At 70.8% G+C, this 18,614-nt stretch carries 19 protein-coding genes; 9 read left to right on the top strand and 10 right to left on the bottom strand.

The window, feature by feature from the left end; genetic code table 11:
- Positions 1–49 precede the first annotated feature (49 nt).
- Positions 50–529 (bottom strand): Lrp/AsnC family transcriptional regulator, encoded by a 480-nt coding sequence (locus DP939_RS31655; RefSeq protein ID WP_113984502.1) that lies wholly within the window; start codon positions 527–529, stop codon positions 50–52.
- A 127-nt stretch (positions 530–656) separates the two neighbouring features.
- Here DP939_RS31655 and DP939_RS31660 point away from each other — a divergent pair, with 127 nt between their 5' ends.
- The 5 genes from DP939_RS31660 (at position 657) to DP939_RS31680 (ending at position 6,369) form a co-directional block, all read left to right on the top strand.
- Positions 657–1,583, top strand: a complete 927-nt coding sequence (locus DP939_RS31660; protein ID WP_113984503.1) for an STM4015 family protein — start codon at positions 657–659, stop codon at positions 1,581–1,583.
- Positions 1,580–2,938 carry an STM4014 family protein gene (locus DP939_RS46390; RefSeq protein WP_113984504.1) on the top strand — a complete coding sequence of 453 codons (1,359 nt, stop codon included), beginning with the start codon at positions 1,580–1,582 and terminating at the stop codon, positions 2,936–2,938. The genes DP939_RS31660 and DP939_RS46390 overlap by 4 nt, the downstream gene beginning before the upstream one ends.
- Entirely contained in the window at positions 2,935–3,741 is an 807-nt protein-coding gene (locus tag DP939_RS31670; RefSeq protein WP_113984505.1) for an STM4013/SEN3800 family hydrolase, read from the top strand. Before DP939_RS46390 ends, DP939_RS31670 begins: the two co-directional genes overlap by 4 nt.
- Positions 3,738–5,024, top strand: a complete 1,287-nt coding sequence (locus tag DP939_RS31675) for an STM4012 family radical SAM protein (protein ID WP_113984569.1) — start codon at positions 3,738–3,740, stop codon at positions 5,022–5,024. The genes DP939_RS31670 and DP939_RS31675 overlap by 4 nt, the downstream gene beginning before the upstream one ends.
- A 460-nt stretch (positions 5,025–5,484) precedes the next feature.
- Entirely contained in the window at positions 5,485–6,369 is an 885-nt protein-coding gene (locus DP939_RS31680; RefSeq protein ID WP_113984570.1) for an STM4011 family radical SAM protein, read from the top strand.
- A gap of 499 nt (positions 6,370–6,868) precedes the next feature.
- Here the strand turns inward: DP939_RS31680 and DP939_RS31685 are convergent, their stop codons facing one another.
- From DP939_RS31685 to DP939_RS31700, 4 genes are all read right to left on the bottom strand, one after another.
- Complete coding sequence (locus tag DP939_RS31685; protein ID WP_225878621.1) at positions 6,869–8,038, bottom strand: DUF6745 domain-containing protein; 1,170 nt, start codon at positions 8,036–8,038, stop codon at positions 6,869–6,871.
- A 60-nt stretch (positions 8,039–8,098) separates the two neighbouring features.
- Entirely contained in the window at positions 8,099–8,419 is a 321-nt protein-coding gene (locus DP939_RS31690) for a hypothetical protein (protein ID WP_113984506.1), read from the bottom strand.
- A 137-nt stretch (positions 8,420–8,556) separates the two neighbouring features.
- The gene (locus DP939_RS31695) at positions 8,557–8,784 is read right to left on the bottom strand and encodes a hypothetical protein (RefSeq protein WP_113984507.1); all 228 of its coding nucleotides are present in this window, start codon (positions 8,782–8,784) and stop codon (positions 8,557–8,559) included.
- Between the two features lie 184 nt (positions 8,785–8,968).
- Entirely contained in the window at positions 8,969–9,421 is a 453-nt protein-coding gene (locus tag DP939_RS31700; protein ID WP_113984508.1) for a VOC family protein, read from the bottom strand.
- Between the two features lie 149 nt (positions 9,422–9,570).
- Here DP939_RS31700 and DP939_RS31705 point away from each other — a divergent pair, with 149 nt between their 5' ends.
- On the top strand, positions 9,571–10,023 hold the full coding sequence (locus DP939_RS31705) for a hypothetical protein (protein ID WP_147268213.1): 453 nt from the start codon (positions 9,571–9,573) through the stop codon (positions 10,021–10,023).
- Positions 10,024–10,032: 9 nt separating this feature from the next.
- Here DP939_RS31705 and DP939_RS31710 read toward each other — a convergent pair whose 3' ends face one another.
- Together DP939_RS31710 and DP939_RS31715 are read right to left on the bottom strand one after the other, a co-directional pair.
- On the bottom strand, positions 10,033–10,632 hold the full coding sequence (locus tag DP939_RS31710) for a dihydrofolate reductase family protein (RefSeq protein ID WP_113984510.1): 600 nt from the start codon (positions 10,630–10,632) through the stop codon (positions 10,033–10,035).
- 77 nt (positions 10,633–10,709) lie between these two features.
- Positions 10,710–11,852: an MFS transporter gene (locus DP939_RS31715; protein ID WP_225878622.1), complete on the bottom strand. Its 1,143-nt coding sequence runs from the start codon at positions 11,850–11,852 to the stop codon at positions 10,710–10,712.
- A 170-nt stretch (positions 11,853–12,022) separates the two neighbouring features.
- Here DP939_RS31715 and DP939_RS31720 point away from each other — a divergent pair, with 170 nt between their 5' ends.
- From DP939_RS31720 to DP939_RS31730, 3 genes are all read left to right on the top strand, one after another.
- Complete coding sequence (locus tag DP939_RS31720) at positions 12,023–12,943, top strand: LysR family transcriptional regulator (RefSeq protein WP_113984512.1); 921 nt, start codon at positions 12,023–12,025, stop codon at positions 12,941–12,943.
- A gap of 89 nt (positions 12,944–13,032) precedes the next feature.
- Positions 13,033–13,536, top strand: coding sequence for a hypothetical protein (locus tag DP939_RS31725; protein ID WP_147268214.1), 504 nt, complete (start codon positions 13,033–13,035; stop codon positions 13,534–13,536).
- Between the two features lie 3 nt (positions 13,537–13,539).
- The gene (locus tag DP939_RS31730; protein ID WP_113984514.1) at positions 13,540–16,425 is read left to right on the top strand and encodes a M48 family metalloprotease; all 2,886 of its coding nucleotides are present in this window, start codon (positions 13,540–13,542) and stop codon (positions 16,423–16,425) included.
- 20 nt (positions 16,426–16,445) lie between these two features.
- Here the strand turns inward: DP939_RS31730 and DP939_RS31735 are convergent, their stop codons facing one another.
- From DP939_RS31735 to DP939_RS31745, 3 genes are all read right to left on the bottom strand, one after another.
- Positions 16,446–16,874 carry a hypothetical protein gene (locus DP939_RS31735; RefSeq protein ID WP_113984515.1) on the bottom strand — a complete coding sequence of 143 codons (429 nt, stop codon included), beginning with the start codon at positions 16,872–16,874 and terminating at the stop codon, positions 16,446–16,448.
- Positions 16,875–17,196: 322 nt separating this feature from the next.
- Entirely contained in the window at positions 17,197–17,565 is a 369-nt protein-coding gene (locus DP939_RS31740) for a nuclear transport factor 2 family protein (RefSeq protein WP_113984516.1), read from the bottom strand.
- A gap of 80 nt (positions 17,566–17,645) precedes the next feature.
- On the bottom strand, positions 17,646–18,605 hold the full coding sequence (locus DP939_RS31745) for an NAD-dependent epimerase/dehydratase family protein (protein ID WP_113984517.1): 960 nt from the start codon (positions 18,603–18,605) through the stop codon (positions 17,646–17,648).
- Positions 18,606–18,614 lie beyond the last annotated feature (9 nt).

An 18,614-nucleotide genomic window follows, 5' to 3' on the forward strand; every position in this document is an offset into this window, starting at 1 on the left:
CTCGCGGGGGCGGCGGCCCGGTGGCGCCGCCCGGCCGACGAATCGTCGGTCACCGTACGCCGGGGGCGGCCTCGATCGACGACAGCACGATGGTGGTGATCGTCTGCCGGACGCCGCTCATCGACATGATCTGGTCGAGCAACTGCTGCAGGGCCAGCGAGGACGCGGCCCTGACCTTCAGCAGCGCGCACCACTGGCCGGTCACCCGGTGGCACTCCTCGACCACGGCCTCGGGGGTGGACATCTGGAACAGCCGGTCGATGACCATCGCCAGCCGGTCGTGGTCGGCCTGCACGGACACGAACGCGCACAGCCCGAGATCGACGGCCGACCACTCGACCACCGCCCGGTAACCGCGGATCACACCCTCGCTCTCCAGGCGTTTGACCCGCTCGTGTACGGCGGGGCGGGACACGTGCACCCGCCGCGCGATCTCCTCGTGGCTGATCCGCCCCTGGGTGGAGACCAGCCTGATGATCTCCCGGTCCACCGTGTCCAGATTCCTGGGCATCCGCGTCCGTCCGTCCATCCGTCCATCGTGGGGTGAAATGTCGAATCCCCATCATCCCGGGGCGTGTGCGGCGGGTGTGAATCTTGTCGGCCCCGGCTGCTAGAACTTGACTCCCCTTCGTCGTTCGCCGCTGAGGAGTCCCCCCGTGATACACCAGCATCTCACCGAGTTCCATGGCCTTCCCGTCCATGAGGTGGGCGATGAGGTGACCGAGCCCCGTCCGCTCGCGGCGGAGGTCGCCTGGCGCGTCGCGGGCGACGATTTCGACGACGAGTTCGAGGAGACCTTCGCCGAGCTGCTGGAAACGGTCGACTGCGCCGCCGTGCGCGCCCTGGTCGTGGGCACGTGGGGCTGGGCCCACGACGACCGGCGGGCCGACGTGCCGATCGGGCTGCTCATCGAGGCCGCGCCGCGCTTCCCCGCGCTGGAGGCGATCTTCCTGGGCGACTACGTCAGCGAGGAGTCCGAGATCTCCTGGATCGGCCAGTCCGACGTGACCCCGCTGCTCACCGCCTACCCCCGGCTGAAGCGGCTCGACGTACGCGGTGGCGACGGCCTTGCGTTCCAGGCCGTCGACCACGCCGCGCTGGAGACGCTGCGCTTCGAGACGGGCGGCCTGCCGGCCGATGTGGTCCGCGCGGTCGGCGCGTCCACCCTGCCCGCCCTGCGGCACCTGGAGCTGTGGCTGGGCACCGAAAACTACTCCGGCGACTCCGGCCCCGACGACTGGGCGCCCATCCTCGCCGGGCGTGGGCTGCCCGCGCTGCGCCACCTCGGCCTCCAGGACAGCGAACGCCAGGACGACGTGGCCACCGCCGTCGCCACCGCCCCCATCGTGGCCCGCCTCGAATCCCTCGACCTGTCCATGGGCACCCTCTCCGACGCGGGCGCCGAGGCCCTGCTCACCGGCCAGCCCCTCACCCACCTCAAGCGCCTCAACCTCCGCCACCACTACCTGAGCGCGGAAATGAGCAAGCGCGTCCTCGACGCCCTGGCCGACGTCGAGGTCGACCTCTCCGACGAACAAGACTTCAGCGAGCACAACTGGCGCTACATCGAGGTCTCCGAGTGACCGTGTTCGCGGTGGTGGGGACGCCGGGTGATCGGCGGGTGCGGCTGTTCGCGGACGCCTTGCGCGCGTTCGGACTGGCCGAGCCCACCGTCATCGCCTGGCGCGACGTCCTCACGGGGGCCCCAATTCACATCCCCGAAGGCGCCTGGGTCCGCATCGACTCCCCCGGCGAGGACCCGGCCACCGACGCCCTCCTCCGCGGCCCGGGCCCTCCGACCCGCGTCGGCGGCGGCGCCTCCTGGTACGCCGGGTTCCTGCACGGCCTTGAGCGCGTACGCCACGCGGTGTCCCACACCCCCGGCGCCCGCCTCCTCGCCGACATCGACGAGATCGCCACCATGTTCGACAAACGCCGCTGCCACACCCACCTGTCAGCCGCCGCCATCCCCGTCCCCCCCGCCCTGGGCCCCGGCCCCATCACCGGCTACCCCCACCTACGCAAGGCCATGACCCAGGCCGGCTGGCACCGCGTCTTCATCAAGCCCCCTCACGGCTCCTCCGCCGCCGGAATCGTGGCCCTCCAAACCCAAGGCCCCCACCTCCACGCCACCACCCCCATCGAACTCCTCCCCTCCCACCCCACCCCAAGCGCCGTCGCCACCGCCCTTACCGCTGCCCCCGCAGCGACCGCCCCCGCCATACCTGCCCCGAGCGCCGTAGCGGCGCCCGCCGCGACCGCCACCGTCCCGGCCGTTCCTATTGCTCTGATCGCCCCCGTTGCCGTAACCGCCACCGTCTCCACTGGCGTAGCGGGCTCTACCGCTGTAACCGCGACTGCCGCCGCTCCCACGGCCGCCTCGACCGTCAACACGGCCGGGGCCGCCCCCACCGTCCCGGCCGTGCCTGAAATGCATAACTCGCTGCGCGTCCGCACCTACACCGACGAAGCCGACGTGGCCGCCATCATCGACGCGCTCGCCCCTGACGGGCTGCACGTGGAGCGGTGGTTTCCCAAGGCGTCCATCGACGGGCGGGTGTTCGACCTGCGCGTCGTGGTCATCGGCGGGCGGCCGACGCATGCCGTCGTACGCGCCAGCCGTACCCCCATGACCAACCTGCACCTGGGCGGCACCCGAGGCGACCTCGAACACGTCAGAGCCCGGCTCGGCCCCGACAGATGGGAGCGGGCCATGCTGACATGCGCCCGCGCGGCGGCCTGCTTCCCCAATTCGCCCATGGTCGGCGTCGATCTCATGGTCGGCATCGACTGGCGTCGCTTCGCGGTGGCCGAGGTCAACGCGTTCGGTGACCTGCTGCCCGGGCTCACCGGCCTGCCCGACGGCGCGGCCCCCGGCCTGGACTGCCACGCCGCCCAGGTGGCCCACCTCCTCGCGACCGGCGGCGGCCCGGCATGAGAGACATGCACGCGATCGTCGGCACCTACGACGTACTCCTGGTGACCCTCGACACCCTGCGCTACGACGTCGCGGCCGAGCTGCTGGCCGCAGGCAGGCTGCCCACGCTCGCGCGCGCCCTGCCCGACGGCGCATGGGAACGCCGGCACGCGCCCGGCAGCTTCACCTACGCCGCGCACGCCGCGATCCTGGCCGGTTTCCTGCCCACCCCCACCGCGCCCGGCCCGCACCCCCGGCTGTTCGCCGCCGCCTTCCCCGGGAGCGAGACCACCGCCCCCGGCACCTACGTCTTCGACGCCGCCGACCTCCCGAGCGGGCTGGCCAAGGCGGGCTACCACACGGTGTGCGTCGGCGGCGTCGGGTTCTTCAACAAGCTCACACCACTCGGTGCCGCGCTGCCCTCGCTGTTCGCCGAGTCGCACTGGCGCCCGGAGTACGGTGTCACCTCGCCGACCTCCTTCGAGGAGCAGATCGCCTGCGCCGAGACGGCGGTACGCGACCGCACCGACCCGGTCTTCCTCTTCCTCAACGTCTCCGCGCTGCACCAGCCGAACCACTTCTACCTGCCAGGCGCGACCGGCGACTCACCCGCGACCCACGCCGCCGCCCTCGAATACGTCGACCGGCACATCGGCCGGCTGTTCGCACTGATGACCGCGCGGCGGCCGTGCCTGGCCATCGTGTGCTCCGACCACGGCACCGCGTACGGCGAAGACGGATATGTCGGTCATCGCATCGGCCACGAGGTGGTCTGGACGGTTCCGTACTCCGAGTTCGTGCTCCACCCGGGGGAGTGGCCATGAGGCCCTATGAAGCCTACGTTTACGCCTATCCGCACAAGACCGCCTACCGCGAGCTGGACCCGAGGCCCCCGCTCGCCAAGGTCTGGGCGGCCGAGCCCACCGACGCGCTCTTCCTCTACCTGCACGTGCCCTTCTGCGAGATGCGCTGCGGCTTTTGCAACCTGTTCACCCGTACCGGAGCCCCGGCCGAACTGGTGTCCGCCTACCTCGACGCACTCGGCCGCCAGGCGCAAGCCGTACGCCGGGCGCTTCCGGGCGACGCGCGCTTCGCCACCACGGCGATCGGCGGCGGCACGCCCACGTACCTGGAGGCGTCCGAACTGGCCCGGCTGCTCGACCTGGCCGAGCAGGTCATGGGGGCCGACCTCGCCGCCACCCCGCTCGGCGTCGAGACCTCCCCGGCCACCGCCACCCCGGACCGCCTGACCGTACTCGCCGAACGCGGCACCACCCGCGTCTCCATCGGGGTGCAGAGCTTCATCGACACCGAGGCCAAGGCCGCGCTACGCCCACAGCGCCGGTCCGAGGTCGAGACCGCGCTGGCGGCCATCCGCGCGGCCGGGTTCCCCACGCTCAACATCGACCTGATCTACGGCATCGCCGGCCAGACACCCGCGACCTGGCGATACTCCCTCGACGCGGCCCTCGCCTGGCGTCCGGAGGAGATCTACCTCTATCCGCTCTACGTCCGGCCGCTCACCGGGCTGGGGCAGCTCGACCGCGAATGGGACGACCAGCGGCTCGCCCTCTACCGCCAGGGGCGCGACCACCTGCTGGCCGCGGGGTACGAACAGGTGTCGATGCGGATGTTCCGGCTACCCGGCACCGGCTCGGGCACCGAATACTGCTGCCAGACGGACGGCATGGTCGGCCTCGGCTGCGGCGCCCGGTCCTACACCGCCGACCTGCACTACTCCTTCGAGTACGCGGTGGGCGTACGGCACGTACGCGCGATCATCGACGAGTTCGTCGGCCTACCGGCCACCGCATTCGAGGTGGCCAACTATGGCTTCGAGCTCGACGACCTCGAACGCCGCCGCCGCCACCTCATCCAGTCCCTACTCCAGGCCGAAGGTCTCGACCGGCCCGCCTACCAGGCACGCTTCGGCTCCGACGCCCTCGACGACTTCCCCCTCGCCACGTTCGCCGACCGCGGCTGGCTCACCGACGACCCGTCCCACATCCGCCTGACCCCCGAAGGACTGGCCCATTCCGACGCCATCGGCCCAGCCCTCTTCTCCGGCCACGTCCGCGACCTCATGGACTCCTATGCCCTCCGCTGACCCCCTGTCCATCTGGGACCTCACCGCCCACCACCCGCCCACTGACCCCCACTTCCCCCGACGTACGGACCCGGCCGATGGCCTCCCGGACGCGGCTGATGACATCCCTGCGTCCAGAGATGTGGCTACGACATCGACCGCCGACATCCGCTCACCCCAGGATGTAGGCGTACTCCCGGTGAGTGAGATCCGATCGGCCCGGCATACGGACGCGGCGGATGACCTCTCGGCGTCCGCGCATGTGGAGGTGTCTCGGGACATGCAAGCGGCAGGTGACATCTCTGCATCCGAGGCTGTGGCTACGACCTCGCACGTCGACATCCACTTGCCCCGGCATGGGGGCGCGGCCGATGGCCTCCCGGCGTCAGAGGGCGATATCCGGCCGCTCCGACATACGGATGCCGCTGGCGGCATTCCCACGTCGGGGCGTGCAGGTACGTCCGCGACCGGCGAGGCCCAACTGGCGGGGGTACAGGCCGATGGCACTCCCAGGCCGGATGAGCTGACCTTGCTCTACCGAGGCCCGTTGGCCAGTTGCGATTACGACTGCCCTTATTGTCCGTTCGCCAAGCGGCGGGACGACCCTGACCGGTTGCGCGCCGATCGGGCGGCGCTGGGCCGGTTCGCCGACTGGGTCGCGGCGCAGGACTTTCCCATTTCGGTGTTGTTCACGCCGTGGGGCGAAGGGCTGGTCAGGTCGTGGTACCGCAGCACGATGATCGAGTTGAGTCATCTGCCGCACGTACGCAGGGTGGCCATCCAGACCAACCTCAGCAGCCGCCTGCGCTGGGTCGCCGAAGCCGACCGCGACACGCTCGCCCTGTGGGCCACCTACCACCCGGGCCAGGTGACCCACGAGCGGTTCATCGGCAAGTGCCGCGAACTGCTCGCCCACGGCGTGCGCTTCAGTGTCGGCGTGGTCGGCCTGCCCGACCATGCCGAGCCCGCCAAACGGCTGCGGGCCGAACTGCCCGATGAGGTGTACCTGTGGATCAACGCGGCCGAGGGCCACCTCTACACCGACGAGGAGGCGGCCGGCTGGACCGCGATCGACCCGTTGTTCGGCTACAGCCGGACCCCGCACCGCAGCCTCGGGTTGCCCTGCCGTACCGGCCAGAGCGTGGTATCGGTGGACGGCGAAGGCACGGTACGGCGGTGTCACTTCGTCGAGCGGCCGATCGGCAACCTCTACGACGGCTCGGCCCTGCGCGCCCTACGCCCCCGCCTGTGCTCACTGCCGGTGTGCGACTGCCACATCGGCTACGTACACCTCGAACCGCTCGACCTCTACCGTGTCTTCGCCGGTGGGGTGCTGGAGCGCATCCCCGCCGCCACGCCGGATTGATCGCATCCGCTGGCCCGGTACGTGTGTCGCGAACCGCTCGATCTCTACCGTGTTTTCGCTGGTGGGGTGCTGGAATGCATCCCCGCCACGCCGTACCGGTCGCGTCTGCTGCTCCGGTAGGCGCACCTCGAACGCTCGACCGTTACCGTGTCTTCGTCGGCGGGGTGCTGGAGTGCATCCCCGCCGCCACGCCGTACCGATCAGGTCTGTTGCTCTGGTAGCTGTGCCCTGAACGGCTCGGCCTTTACCGTGCCTTCATCGGTGGGGTTCTGGAATGCATTCCGCCGCCACGCCGTATTGACCATGTCCGCTGGCGAGATGCCTTGAACCGCCCGGCTTCTGTCGTGTTTTCGCTGGCGGAGCGCTGGAACGTATCCCCGCTGGCATGCCGTATCGACCACAACTGCTGGTCCGGGACGTGTGCCTTGAACCGCTCGACCGTTTCCGTGTCTTCGTCGGCGGGGTGCTGGAGTGCATCCCCGCCGCCACGCCGTACCGATCAGGTCTGTTGCTCCGGGTCGTACTGGTCCGCGCGCAGGCCGAAGGTCCAGGCGACGCCCTCTCGGGCGGTGGTGACGTACGGCGGCACGCGCAGGAAGTACGTGCGGCTGGTGCCGTCGGGCTCCGGTGTGGAGTTGATCACCTCGACCATTACCAGTGGCTCGTCGTCGGCGAGGTCGGCCCGCCAGAGCACGCCGGTGGCGTCTCGCTGGATCAGCTTCGCGTCCGATTCTCGTAGATAGCGGTCGAACCCGTAGTGTTCGAGCATCACCCGGCGCAGCTCCGCGTTCTCCTCCCGCCGGATGCGCGGGGCCGACAGGTCGGCCATCGCCGCGCCGAACTCGGCCGGGACGGGCATGCCGTGCCAGGCGTGCAGGGCGAAGCCGTCGGGGAAGGCGAGGGCCGGGCCTGCCGCCTGATGCAGGCGGCCCAGGTCGTCGCGGTGCAATTCTGCCGGACGCTCGCACATCAACACGACCCGCTCGAACGGCCACCACCACCCCGCCTCCCGCGCCGCGCGCAGCACTCCGTCGAGCGGGCCGAGGTCCAAGTCGCCGGCGCGCGCCAGGCCGTCGAAGAACGCGAGCCAGGGCGCGTCGTGCTGACCGAGGGCCGCGTCGAGGGTCGTGCGGCGCAGCAGCGACTCGATCTCGTCGTCCAGGTCGTCACGGGGGGAAGTGCCGGAAGCGCCGGAAGGGTCGGCGAGGCACCGGCTGATGCCGCCGCGGATCTCGCTTGTGAGCCGGTTGACCCGTGGCCACAGCTCGCCGCCGATGAACTCCCAGGCCGCCGCCCACCCGGCGGGCGTGAGCAGGGAGAGCGCCTGCGCGCGGACGTACTCCCAGGGCTCGGTCAGGACGAGGTCGCGGACCGGCGCGCCGGGATCGAGGCGGAACAGCGCAGGCGGGAGACCTTCGGGCGGCGGGGTGTGGTCGTGGTCCGTGGCGGAGCCGGAGAGGACGACGGCGGCCACTGTGGCCTGGGCCGGTGAGGCGAACCAGATGAACCGCTCGGGCTCGGCGAGCCCGGCTTCGCGGTAGGCGGCCCGGACGCCCGCTTCGGCGGCGGGCCGATCTGCCGGGCCGGTGGCATAGGCGACGGTGGTCCACGCGGTCACGGCGTCGGCGAGGGACGCGGCCAGTACGGGTGAGAGGACGGGGGTGCTCATGGGTTTCCTCGGCTGTGAGCTGTCGGCTGTCGTGGGGGAGTGAAGGGGCGGGCCGGGCGCTCAGTCGGCGACGTAGCGGGCGAAGCTGCCCGGCACGTACTCGCGCTGCCGTATGACCCGGAACCACCCCTTGGGCAGCGCGATGGCGGCGTGCTCCTCGTGGACGAGCCGCCCGCCCTCGGGCAGGTGCAGGAACTCCGGCATGTCGGAGCCGCGCCGCCCGAGCAGCGAGCCCGGCCCCGGTACGGCGTGCGCATGGCCGGTGGCCTCACCGAGCGCCAGCACCAGCCGCCCCCGCCCGTCACGCGGCGCGGCCTCCAGCCGCTCCGGCACGGCCTCGGCGGCGACCGGCATGAGCAGGATGTCTCCTTGACGGAACACTGGAACCTCCGCGTCCTTTCCGACCTCGATGGGCCTCGATCGAAGCCTCGTTGAAAAGCCTCGATGAAAAGGTAGAAGACGCGACCGACAATTCCGCCGAGGCCAAGGCCAAGGCCAAGGCCGAGCCCGAGGGCGGCTCAGCCCCAGAGAAGGACCAGGACGGTGAGCACGAGGCTCAGTGCCACGAAGCCCGGAGTCCTAGGGTCTCGCGCCGCCCCCCGGCGCGCGGAGATCATCAGCGTGACGCCCAGGGCCAGGGCCGTCACCAGGTGCAGCACGTACCACACCACAACGAGCGCGCCGACCACGCAAAGCCCGACCCCGATCAGCGCAGACGCGTACCGCAGCCGCCCCAGCAACGCCACACGACCGTGCCCAGCGCGAGCAGCATGGTCGCGTTGCAGAGCAACCTCCGCACGAATAGCCCACCGGCCGCATCGGAGCCAAGGGCCAAAAGCGACCGGTAGGCACCGCTCATCTCAACCCCCCACAGCGGCTCATAATCCCCCGAATAGCTCCATGCCGGGACATTACCCCGCGAACGATCCACTACGTCGCGCAGAACTCGTTGCCCTCCGGGTCGAGCATGACCCACCAGTGTCCGGCAGGCCCCTGATCCACCTCGCGAACCCGAGTCGCCCCCAGCCCTTCCAGCCTGCTCACCAGCTTGTCCAGCCCACCAGGCTCGCCGTGGACGTCGATGTGCAGCCGGTTCTTGCCGGACTTGCCCTCCGGCACCTCCTGGAAGAGCAGCCGCCTGCCCCGCCCCACACCACTGACCTCGTCGAATGGGTCGTCGGGATGACGGACCGCGGCGTACCCGCGAAAGACCTTGCGGCCGCGATGTTCGACGATCGCCTCCTCCCCGATGTGTCCCGCGCCCAGCAACCGCTCGATGAGCGCGCTGGGGTCCTCCACCTCGTACTCCAGCGCCGCCGCCCAGAAGTCCGCGAGCGCGGGCGCATCCCTGCTGTCGATGACGAGTTTCCAGCTCAGTGCCATGTAACCAGTTATAGGGGTTACGCGGTCGAGTCCGCAACCACCCGCCCAGTCTGTACCCACTCATCCCTAAAAAGGGCATTACACACTCTTTGCCCTGTCTTGACCTGATTGTCTTGTTGGCCGCCGTACGCGCGCGTACCGTCCGCGATGTGAGCCCTGCACAACCCGGCGATCAGCCCGATCGCCCATCCCTCCTCGACGAGCTCGAACAGCCCTGCGCCACCTGCGGCGGCACCGGAAGCCGAGTCGATCCCGCCTGGGAACCCTGGCGAACCCGCCTCCAGGAACTCGCCGACGCCGCCCGCCAAGCCCGCCAGGAGGCGGGCCTTCCCCCCGACACCCCGGTCACCGGCCTGGGCGAGGTGATCGGCATCCGTGATGAGCCCGGCCGCCGGCCCCCCGCCGACATCCCCCAGGCGGTGGTGGAGGCCGAACGCGCGATCGACGACCACATGGACGCCCGCCCGCTCAGCTACCAGCAGGAGGTCTGCGCCCTGTGCCGCGGCGCCGGTCAGGTCCTCACCGACACCGGCAGCCAGCTCGTCGACCTGCTGGAACGGTACGGCTTCGTCCGCACCCACCCGCCCGCCCCCCGCCGCTGACCACCCCGGCTACCTGACCACCTGATACGTCACATGGGTGACCAGCTCCGTGCCCCAAGCGTCGCCGACCGGACGCAGTTCGGTGTCTTCTACGCCGTCGAACAGCCGTTCACCGCGACCGAGGATCAGGGGCACGGTGTGCACGCGCAACTCGTCGAGCAGCCCCGCCGCCAGGTACTGGTTCACCGTCGCCGCGCCCCCGGCGATGGCGACGTCACGGTCGCCCGCGACCTCACGCGCCCGCGTCAGCGCCGCCTCGATCCCCTCGGTGACGAAGTGGAACGTCGTACCGCCCTTCATCTCCAGCGGCTCGCGCGCATGGTGGGTGAGGACGAACACCGGCGCGTGGTACGGCGGCTCCTCGCCCCACCACCCTCTCCACTCCAGGTCCCACGCGCCCCGGCTCGGCGCGAACATGTTGCGGCCCATGATGAACGCCCCGGCCGCGACGATGGCGTCGAGCACGTCGGAGTGCCGCTCAGGCTCCTCGACCATCCACCTGTGCAGGCGCTCCCCGACGCCCTCGCCGAACGGTTCCTCCAGGCTCTGCTTCAGGCCCGTCACGTAACCGTCGAGTGACATCGACATGTCACACGTGACCTTGCTCATCTCGTACCGCCTCCTCGGCTCTACGGCACCCCTCCGGTGCCGCCTTCACGAGAAGGTCGGAGCCACCGGCCTCACCTCTACACGCCGCCCCGAACCTTTTTCGCGAGCAGCCCGGCGACCAGCGCCGCACCCGCGAGAGCGGCGGACCCCCACAGCAGCGGCGTGATCCCGGCCGCCTCCACCACGACCCCGCCCAAGTAGGCGCCCAGGGCGATGGCGGCGGTGAAGACGCCGACGTAGAGTCCGGTGACCCGCTCGGCGCGGTCCGGCGCGGACCGGGTCATCCAGATCTGACCGGCCACCGACAGACCGCCGTACGCCACGCCCCACAGCGCGACCCCGGCCCCGGCCGCTCCGGCCACGCCGCCCGCCAGCGCGAGGACCACGATGGCCGCGCCGATCCCGGCGGCCAGGCCCAGGACCGTCGCGCGGGGGCGGCGCGCCGCCAGCGCCCCGGCCGCGAAGTTGCCCACGAGCCCGAAGACGCCGTACACCAGCAGGACCACAGCGACGGCGGCCGGCGTCAGCCCGGCACGTTCCTCCAGTACCGGCCGCACGTACGTGTACGCCGCGAAGTGCGCCGTGACCAGCAGCGCGATCACCGTCAGGCCGCCGAGCACCGCGGGGGTACGCAAAAGCGACGTACCGGACACCGCGGTGGCCGGGCCCGCGGCCGGGCGCGGGAGCCGGGGCAGGGTCAGGAGCAGCGCGGCGGCCAGGAGTACCGCGGTGGCCGACAGTACGGCGAACGCGGCCCGCCACCCGAACGCGTCGCCGACGAGCGTGCCCAGCGGCACCCCGGCGACGGACGCCCCGGCCACCCCGCCGACCGCGAAGGACACGGCCAGCGCGGCATTGCGCGGGGCCACCAGCCGGGCCGCGACCGCCGCCGCGAGCCCCCACACCGCGCCCATCCCGACCCCGAGCACCGCGCGGGAGACGACCAGCAGGCCGAACCCGTCCGACACGGCGGTCAGCGCGTTGCCCCCGGCCAGCACCACCATCGCCGCGGCCAGTACGACCCGGCGGTCCAGCCCGCCGAGCAGCCGCGGGACCACCGGCGCGGCCACGGCGGTGACCAGCCCCGTGATCGCCAGGCTGAACCCGGCCGTCCCGGGGCTGATCCGCAACCCGTCCGCCATCGGCGTCAGCACGCCGACCGGCAGCATCTCCGACGTCACGACCACGAACGTGCTCAGCGACAACACCGCGACCGCCACCCACTGCCACCAGGAGGTACAGCCTGCGGTCCCGGCACCCGAGGGCCGAACCGGCGCAGATGTAGAGGAATCCATGCCTTTCAGGCAACCAGCGGGCAAGGGCGCGGAACAACGGCGATCCGCTCAAGGAACGATGAGCTAGATTTATCGATGAGCCGTGGGGGAGCGTGATGCGACAGGTACACGTCCAGCAGATCGAGTGCCTGCTGGTCCTGGCCGAAGAGCTGCACTTCGGCCGTACGGCGGAGCGCCTGGGCTACTCCCAGAGCCGGGTCAGCCAGCTCATCGCCGCCATCGAACGCCGCGTCGGCGTACGCCTGGTGGACCGCACCAGCCGCCGCGTGACCCTCACCCGCTTCGGCGCGCAGTTCGTGGCCGAGGTACGCCCGGCGTACGAGTCGCTGACCACCGCCTTCGCCCAGGCCCGCGACCGCGCCCAGCGCGGCGCGCTGCGCCGGCTGCGCATCGGCTTCCACGGCAGCCTCTACGAGGAGATCACCGAGTCCTTCCGCCGCCTGCGCGCCGACCAGGACGTCACCATCGCCCTGACCGAGATCCCGCTCGGCTCCCCGTTCTCCGGCGTCCTGGACGGCCTGCTCGACGCCGCCATCATCGAACTCCCGGTTCGCGAACCGGCCCTGACCGTCGGCTTCCGCTTCCCCCCGCAAGACCACCTGCTCGCCGTAGCGGCCTCCCACCCTCTCGCCACCCGCACCCGCGTCCACGCCGAAGACCTCGCCACCCTCGACGTCCTCCGCCCATCCGGCGACGCCCCCACCTACTGGCTGGACGCCCGCGTCCCCCGCACCACCCCCTCCGGCGCCCCCATCCCCTCCTCCACCCACATCACCACCGTCCAAGAGGGCCTGGCCCTCGTCGCCACCGGCGACCACACCATGCTCGTCTGCCACCCCCTCGCCACCCGCACCACCCGCACCGACGTCCACTACCTCCCCATCGACGGCCTCCCCGAGCCCTCCCAACTCGCCCTCATCTGGCCCACCACCCACACCACCCCCCAACTCACCACCCTCGCCCACCTCCTCCACGAGCAGTTCGCCGATTCGCGATCCATCCGAACTCACAAATAGATTCACGCCCCCGGCGGCGTCGACGAAAACGAGCCGGTGCCGAGCCTTTCGGTGTTTGAATGCGGAGATCCGAACACCGGGAGTTCATCATGAGGCGGACGGTTCTGCTGCGCGATGTGGTCCGTGACGGTGTACGTTTCGCCGTCGATGAGAAGTATGTCCACGCTGACGAATTACGCGTATTTGACGCATTACAGTACGACCTTGACGATGAGCGCATTCTTCGCAGGCTGCGACGTGCGCCGCGGCGTGATCCGCTGGCGTTCGGGGCCGGGGAGATCGTCAATCTGCTGGGGGCGATGCTGTGGATCGCCGTGGACGAGAGCGTGCGCCAGGGCGTCGGCACGATGCGCGTTTCGCTGGGGAACCGCCTCTGGGCAAGGCTGCGCAGGGTTTTCCAGCGTTCGGGGGACCGGCGGGCGGAGGTGCCCCCGCTGACCCCTTCGCAACTTCGGGTCGTGAAGGACTGCGTGGACCGCAAGTTGCGCGAGGCCGGGCTGCCCGAGAAGCAGGCGCGGGCGCTGAGCGAGCAGGTCGTCGGGCGCCTCGTCCTCGACACGGTTGAGAACGAAGCGATCGAGGGCGGGAGTTAGCGGATGTCCGCCAGGAGGCCCGCCGCCGTGGGCACCACCTTCCGCTTCGCCCTGCTCCTGTCGTTGATCGTGCTGGCGGCGGTGCACTGGCTGCGTCGTCTGGTACGGATCGGGCGTGAGGACGCGGTCGCCCACGATGCCCACTGCCGGACCATCGTGGGGGCCGATTTCGGGGTCGATGCGCCTGGCGTTTGGGACATGTACGTGCGCTGCATGGAGGGACACCCGCGGCTGGTCGAAATCCAGTGGGCGTGGACCGGGGTGGCCATGGCGGGCCTGCTGGTGGTGGCGCTGATCGGCTACTTCGGGCTGCCGCGCTGGAGGTGCGGGCGGCGAGGGCTGGTCCCGCTGGCCGTGACGGACGCCGCCGAGCCGGGGACGCTGGAGGCCGAGCTGGCCCGGCTGCGCGATCAGGCGGGGCTGCCGGCGCGGCGCGTCCGGTTCATGCTGGACCCCTACAGCCGGGGGAGCGGCGCGCTGGTGTTCGGATATCTCCGCCGGTACGTGGTGTGTCTGCACGCGGGTCTCGTCGCCACGCGGGAGCGGGACACCGCCGGATTCGACGCCGTCATCAGGCACGAGTTCAACCACATCACCAACCGGGACGTCGATCTGACCTACTCCGTGATCGCGGTGTGGCGGGCGTTCCTGGTCGTCGTTCTCGCGCCCGCGCTGGCGTTCATCGTCGTGCCGGGGCTGGCCGGTGACGGCCCCAAGGATGTCGTCGGCATGGCCGTACTGGTCACCCTGGTGTACCTGGTCAGGGGCGACATCCTGCGTACCCGGGAGTTCCACGCCGACGTCGTGCCGCACGACTGGGGCACCGGCGCCGGCGGGCGGCTCTCCGCGGCGAAGCCACGGTGGCGCATATGGCGCTTCTCGCACATCTGGCGCAGCCACCCCAGCGACGAGGAACGGCGGCGGGCCATCGAGGACCGCACTCTCCTCTACCGCGCCGGGCCCGTCCCGTACTTCGCCGGAGGAACGGCGACCGCGCTGGCCGCGGGCTTCTCCGCCGCGTTGCCTGGGTTCACGCTGATCGCCTGGATCTTGGGCACGCTGCTCACCCTGATGGCCGCGACGCTGGTCTGGCGCTCGACCGTCCATGTCGCCGGGGGCTCGCCGGTCGCGCAGGGGTGGAAGGACGGCATATGGCTCGGTGCCGGCCTGGCGACCGGGTCCCTCGTCGCGCTGCCCGGAGCCGAAGGGGCATGGCCGCCGCACCACCCGTGGGTCCTGGTCGCGCCGTTCGCGATCGGGGCGGTGATGTGCGTCTGGATCAGACACGTCGCCCGCGCGGCCGGGGAGCCCTGGCGGGCCGCCGTGTTCTGGACCGCGCAGGTCGCGGTCGTCGCCGCCTTCGGCACCCTGCTCGCGTACTTCTTCCAGTACGGCCTCGCCGCCCTCGGCTCCGGCATGCCGCTCGCCGCGTTCACCGAGGTGGCCGCCGGTGACGCCTGGGCGACGGTGCCGTCCTGGATGACGTTCTGGTACCCCATGACGATCTTCCTGGAGACCGAACCGCTCGCGGTCGTGGGCGCGGCCCTGCTGTGGGTCGTCCCGGCGGCGGTCTGCATCCGCACCGCCCGGCCGCGCGCGCTGTGGGCGGCGTTCGGGGCCGGGCTCGGCGCGCTGCCCTTGGCGGCCCTGGCCGGTCTGCCGGCGTGGCAGAGCGCCCCGCCTTCCGCCGCCTCGGCGGCACTCACCCAGCAGGTCCACTTCGCCCTGTTGACCTGCGCCGTCATCGCCCCCGCGGTCCTGGTGGCGGTGCTGTTCACGCTGATCGACGAGTCGGCCGTGCATGGCCTGGTCGCCGGTGGCGTGGCCCTGCTGTCCGGAGTCGCGGCGACCGCCGGGTGGCTCCCGGTCGGCGCGGGCCTGGGGGTGCGTACGCTGACCTGCGGTCTGTTCGTGCTCTGCGCCGTGGTGGCCATCACCGCGGGAGCCGTTCGGGCTCGCCGCGATCCCGTCCGGCGGGCGGAGCTCGTGACCGCGCGGTCGGCGTTCGTCCTTCGCGTCACGGTGATCGCCATGGTCGGTGTGTCGGGCGCGTCCGGCGCACGGGCGGTGAGGCTGCCCGACGCCCCTATCGCCCGGCCCAACTCCGAGGTCATCAGGAACCGGGTCGAAGCCTGGCTCGCCGCCGGGGGCCTGAACGCCGTGCGCTCACTCGGCGATGCCGCGCGCCGGATGGAGGAGGACGTCGTGGCCGTCACCCGGCTGCGGAAGGTCCCCGCGAAGGCGACGGCGGGCGAGGCCGCCGGGGTCTACGAGGCTTTCGGCGTCGCGCTGGGAGAGGTCGCCGGTCGCTGCGCCGAGCTGGCCGACCTCGCGACGCGGCACGAGCGGTTCATCCCGCCGCCCGACCCGGCCGCGGAGACACGGTGGACCGAACTCATCCGGCAGTCCCGCGTGGAGGGCATCACCTGCGTACGCGAACTCGACTCGGGGGAGGCGACGATGCCCGGCCTGGTCCGGGCCGCGAGAGTGCCGGGGCCGCTTACGGATCGGTTCATGGCGAGGATCATCGCCGTGACCGGCAGCCCCATCAGCGCCGTACCGGACAAGCCGCCGACCCGCCGCCCGCAGCGGCCGATCACCGCTCCTGCCGATTTCATGGTGACGCTGTGCGGCAGGTTCACCGCCGCATGGAACGGCTGGAGCGACGATCGCCCGATGACCCCGTTCCTGCGCTCGGCACTGCGCGACCTGGCCCGGCCGGGATCGACGCTCAAGAAGCAGGCCACCTTACTGAAGAAGGCCATCGACACCCATGCCGGGGTCGCGGCGGGCGGTGAGCGAGGCGAGGTCCTGGACGCCGTTCGCACCATCGTGCACCTGAGCCAGCTCGCCCTGGACGGCCGTTGCCGCGATCTCACGTACCGCTAGGGCAGTCAGCCAGACCACCCTCAATAGCCCGCGGCGACCTTGAGTTCTTTCCACGCGGTGGTCAGAGCCTCCCAGCGCTTGTGACAGCCGAAGTCGTTGGTACGTGCCCCCCGGTTGAACCAGGTCTTGCAGCGGCGGAATCCCTTGATCGCGGCGTTGGCCCGGTCGATGGCCGTGGGCACGGTCGCGTACTTCACATCGGGCGGTGCCGCCTTGAGTCTCGTGTCCAGCGCCGCCACGGTCTCGGCGACTCCGTCGAGAAGCCGCTGGTGGTCGCAGCCATCGCGCGGACTGCCGGGAAGCCCCGGAATGCAGTAGATGAGCATCACGCCGTCCGCGCCGATCTTCGCCCCGACCTCTTCGTCCAGCAGCTCGAAGGACGGTGAAGGAGCCGCTTTGATCGGCTCCGGCGAGCCGCCGCAGCCGGTCATGAGCGGAACGAGCGCCATACCGGCCATGACAGAGCGCCGCATCGTCCCTCGCTTCCGACGTACTGCCAAGAGCCTTGGGAAACGAAACGCTAACACGGGGACCGGCGCCCAGGCAGGCCGATCGGATTATGGTAGGGCAAGAGTGGAATGTCACTGAGTGGGGTGAAATGGGGGAATAGTGCCCTGGGGTTCCAGGTCGTTTCGGGGAATGGCGTCGCGCGTGGGTGTCGGGGTGGCAGAATTCGGTGTGGGGGATCAACCATGCGGGCCTGCCCTATCACTCGCTGGCGGCAGGCCCGCTTTTATCCCGTGGTTCGGAATCCCGTGGTTTGGGAAACGGTCAGCGGTGGGCGTTTTCTTTTAGTTCGATGACCCAGGCGCGGCGTTCGGCGATCTTGGCGTTGCGCATGATGAAGACCTCGGCCATGGACATGCGCATCTCGCCGCCTGTGGCGCGGCGGACGGTGCCGGTGAGTTCGGCCATGATGACGTCGTTCTGTTCGACCATGCGGACGACCTCGAGGTGCGGGGGGTTGACGAACTCGGGCGGGCCGTCGATGGCCTTGTCGTAGGCGTCCTTGCCGGTGAGGTGGAAGGCGCCGAAGACGGTCCATTCGATGTCGTCGGTCAGGCAGGACAGGATCTGGGCGTGGTCGTTCTTGCGGAAGCCGTCCAGGTACCTGTTGACGGTCTCGATGTTGCGGGACATGTCCCGTTCCTTCCCGTAGGTGGTCGTTTCACCAGCAGGTCGGAGCGGTAGGCGGGTTCTCGACATCACTCCCCGGGGCATCACTCCTTCGCGTTGAGCTGACCGGTGGCGATCAGTTCCTCCACGGCGTCGCGGACGGCCTCCAGGGAGGTGTGGCGGGGGTGGTGGCCGAGCAGGCGGGCGGCCTTGGCCATGCTGCAGTGGGGGCTGTGGATCAGGTGGTCGTAGGTGATCTCGGCGTCCCGTTCGGAGACGGTGTGCCGCCATTGGTCCCAGGGCAGGTACGTCAGGCGTGGTTCGTGGCCGAACCAGCCGGAGACGGCCTCGGCGTAGCCGCGCAGGGTGAGGGCGGTGGGGGCGACGGAGTGGAAGCTTTCGCCGATCGCGTTCGCGGGGGTGGCCAGGGCGTCCATGAAGAGGCGGGCGACGTCGTCGGCGTGGACATGTTGCAGGGTCTCCATGCCCAGGTTGGGCAGGGTGACCTCGGAGCCGTCGGCGAGGGCCTGGAAGACGGCCGGGTCGAGGTTGCCCGCGGGGTTGATCGGCATCCAGCCGCGGCCGGTGATGTGGCCGGGGTGGATGATCGTGGCGGGGAAGCCCGCGCGGTGGGCCTGGTCGAGCAGGTACGCCTCGATGGCGGCCTTCGCCCTGCCGTACTCGCCGATCGGCCGCCGCGGCGAGTCCTCCGTGGTGGGCAGGCGCAGGCTGGGGCCGTGCACCCAGATCGTGCCGCAGTGCAGGAAGTGCCGCACCCGGCCGGACAGCGCCGCCACCATCTGCCGGGCGCTCGGCTCGTCGAAGCAGATCAGGTCGATGACCGCGTCCGGTTCCAGCGCGGCGACGCGGCGCCCGAAGGAGCCGTCCGCCTCCTCGCCGACCCGGTCGGCGGTCACCGGCGTGACCCGCCGCCACGCGCCGTGCGCGCGGTACGGGGCCCGCTGCCCCCGGCTGACCGCGATGACGTCGTGACCCGCGTCCACCAGCCGGGGGACCAGATATGAGCCGATATGTCCGCTTGCTCCGATAACGACTACCCGCATCCGCCAAGC

The organism is Spongiactinospora rosea (genome assembly GCF_003315795.1).
GTDB lineage: Bacteria > Actinomycetota > Actinomycetes > Streptosporangiales > Streptosporangiaceae > Spongiactinospora > Spongiactinospora rosea.

Coding starts and splice junctions, on each gene's coding strand:
- DP939_RS31745 (WP_113984517.1), bottom strand. CDS start 18,605: ATGCGGGTAGTCGTTATCGGAGCAAGCGGACATATCGGCTCATATCTG.
- DP939_RS31710 (WP_113984510.1), bottom strand. CDS start 10,632: ATGAGCAAGGTCACGTGTGACATGTCGATGTCACTCGACGGTTACGTG.
- DP939_RS31670 (WP_113984505.1), top strand. CDS start 2,935: ATGAGAGACATGCACGCGATCGTCGGCACCTACGACGTACTCCTGGTG.
- DP939_RS31720 (WP_113984512.1), top strand. CDS start 12,023: ATGCGACAGGTACACGTCCAGCAGATCGAGTGCCTGCTGGTCCTGGCC.
- DP939_RS31655 (WP_113984502.1), bottom strand. CDS start 529: ATGGACGGACGGACGCGGATGCCCAGGAATCTGGACACGGTGGACCGG.
- DP939_RS31730 (WP_113984514.1), top strand. CDS start 13,540: ATGTCCGCCAGGAGGCCCGCCGCCGTGGGCACCACCTTCCGCTTCGCC.
- DP939_RS31735 (WP_113984515.1), bottom strand. CDS start 16,874: ATGGCGCTCGTTCCGCTCATGACCGGCTGCGGCGGCTCGCCGGAGCCG.
- DP939_RS31685 (WP_225878621.1), bottom strand. CDS start 8,038: ATGAGCACCCCCGTCCTCTCACCCGTACTGGCCGCGTCCCTCGCCGAC.
- DP939_RS31725 (WP_147268214.1), top strand. CDS start 13,033: ATGAGGCGGACGGTTCTGCTGCGCGATGTGGTCCGTGACGGTGTACGT.
- DP939_RS31675 (WP_113984569.1), top strand. CDS start 3,738: ATGAGGCCCTATGAAGCCTACGTTTACGCCTATCCGCACAAGACCGCC.
- DP939_RS31740 (WP_113984516.1), bottom strand. CDS start 17,565: ATGTCCCGCAACATCGAGACCGTCAACAGGTACCTGGACGGCTTCCGC.
- DP939_RS31700 (WP_113984508.1), bottom strand. CDS start 9,421: ATGGCACTGAGCTGGAAACTCGTCATCGACAGCAGGGATGCGCCCGCG.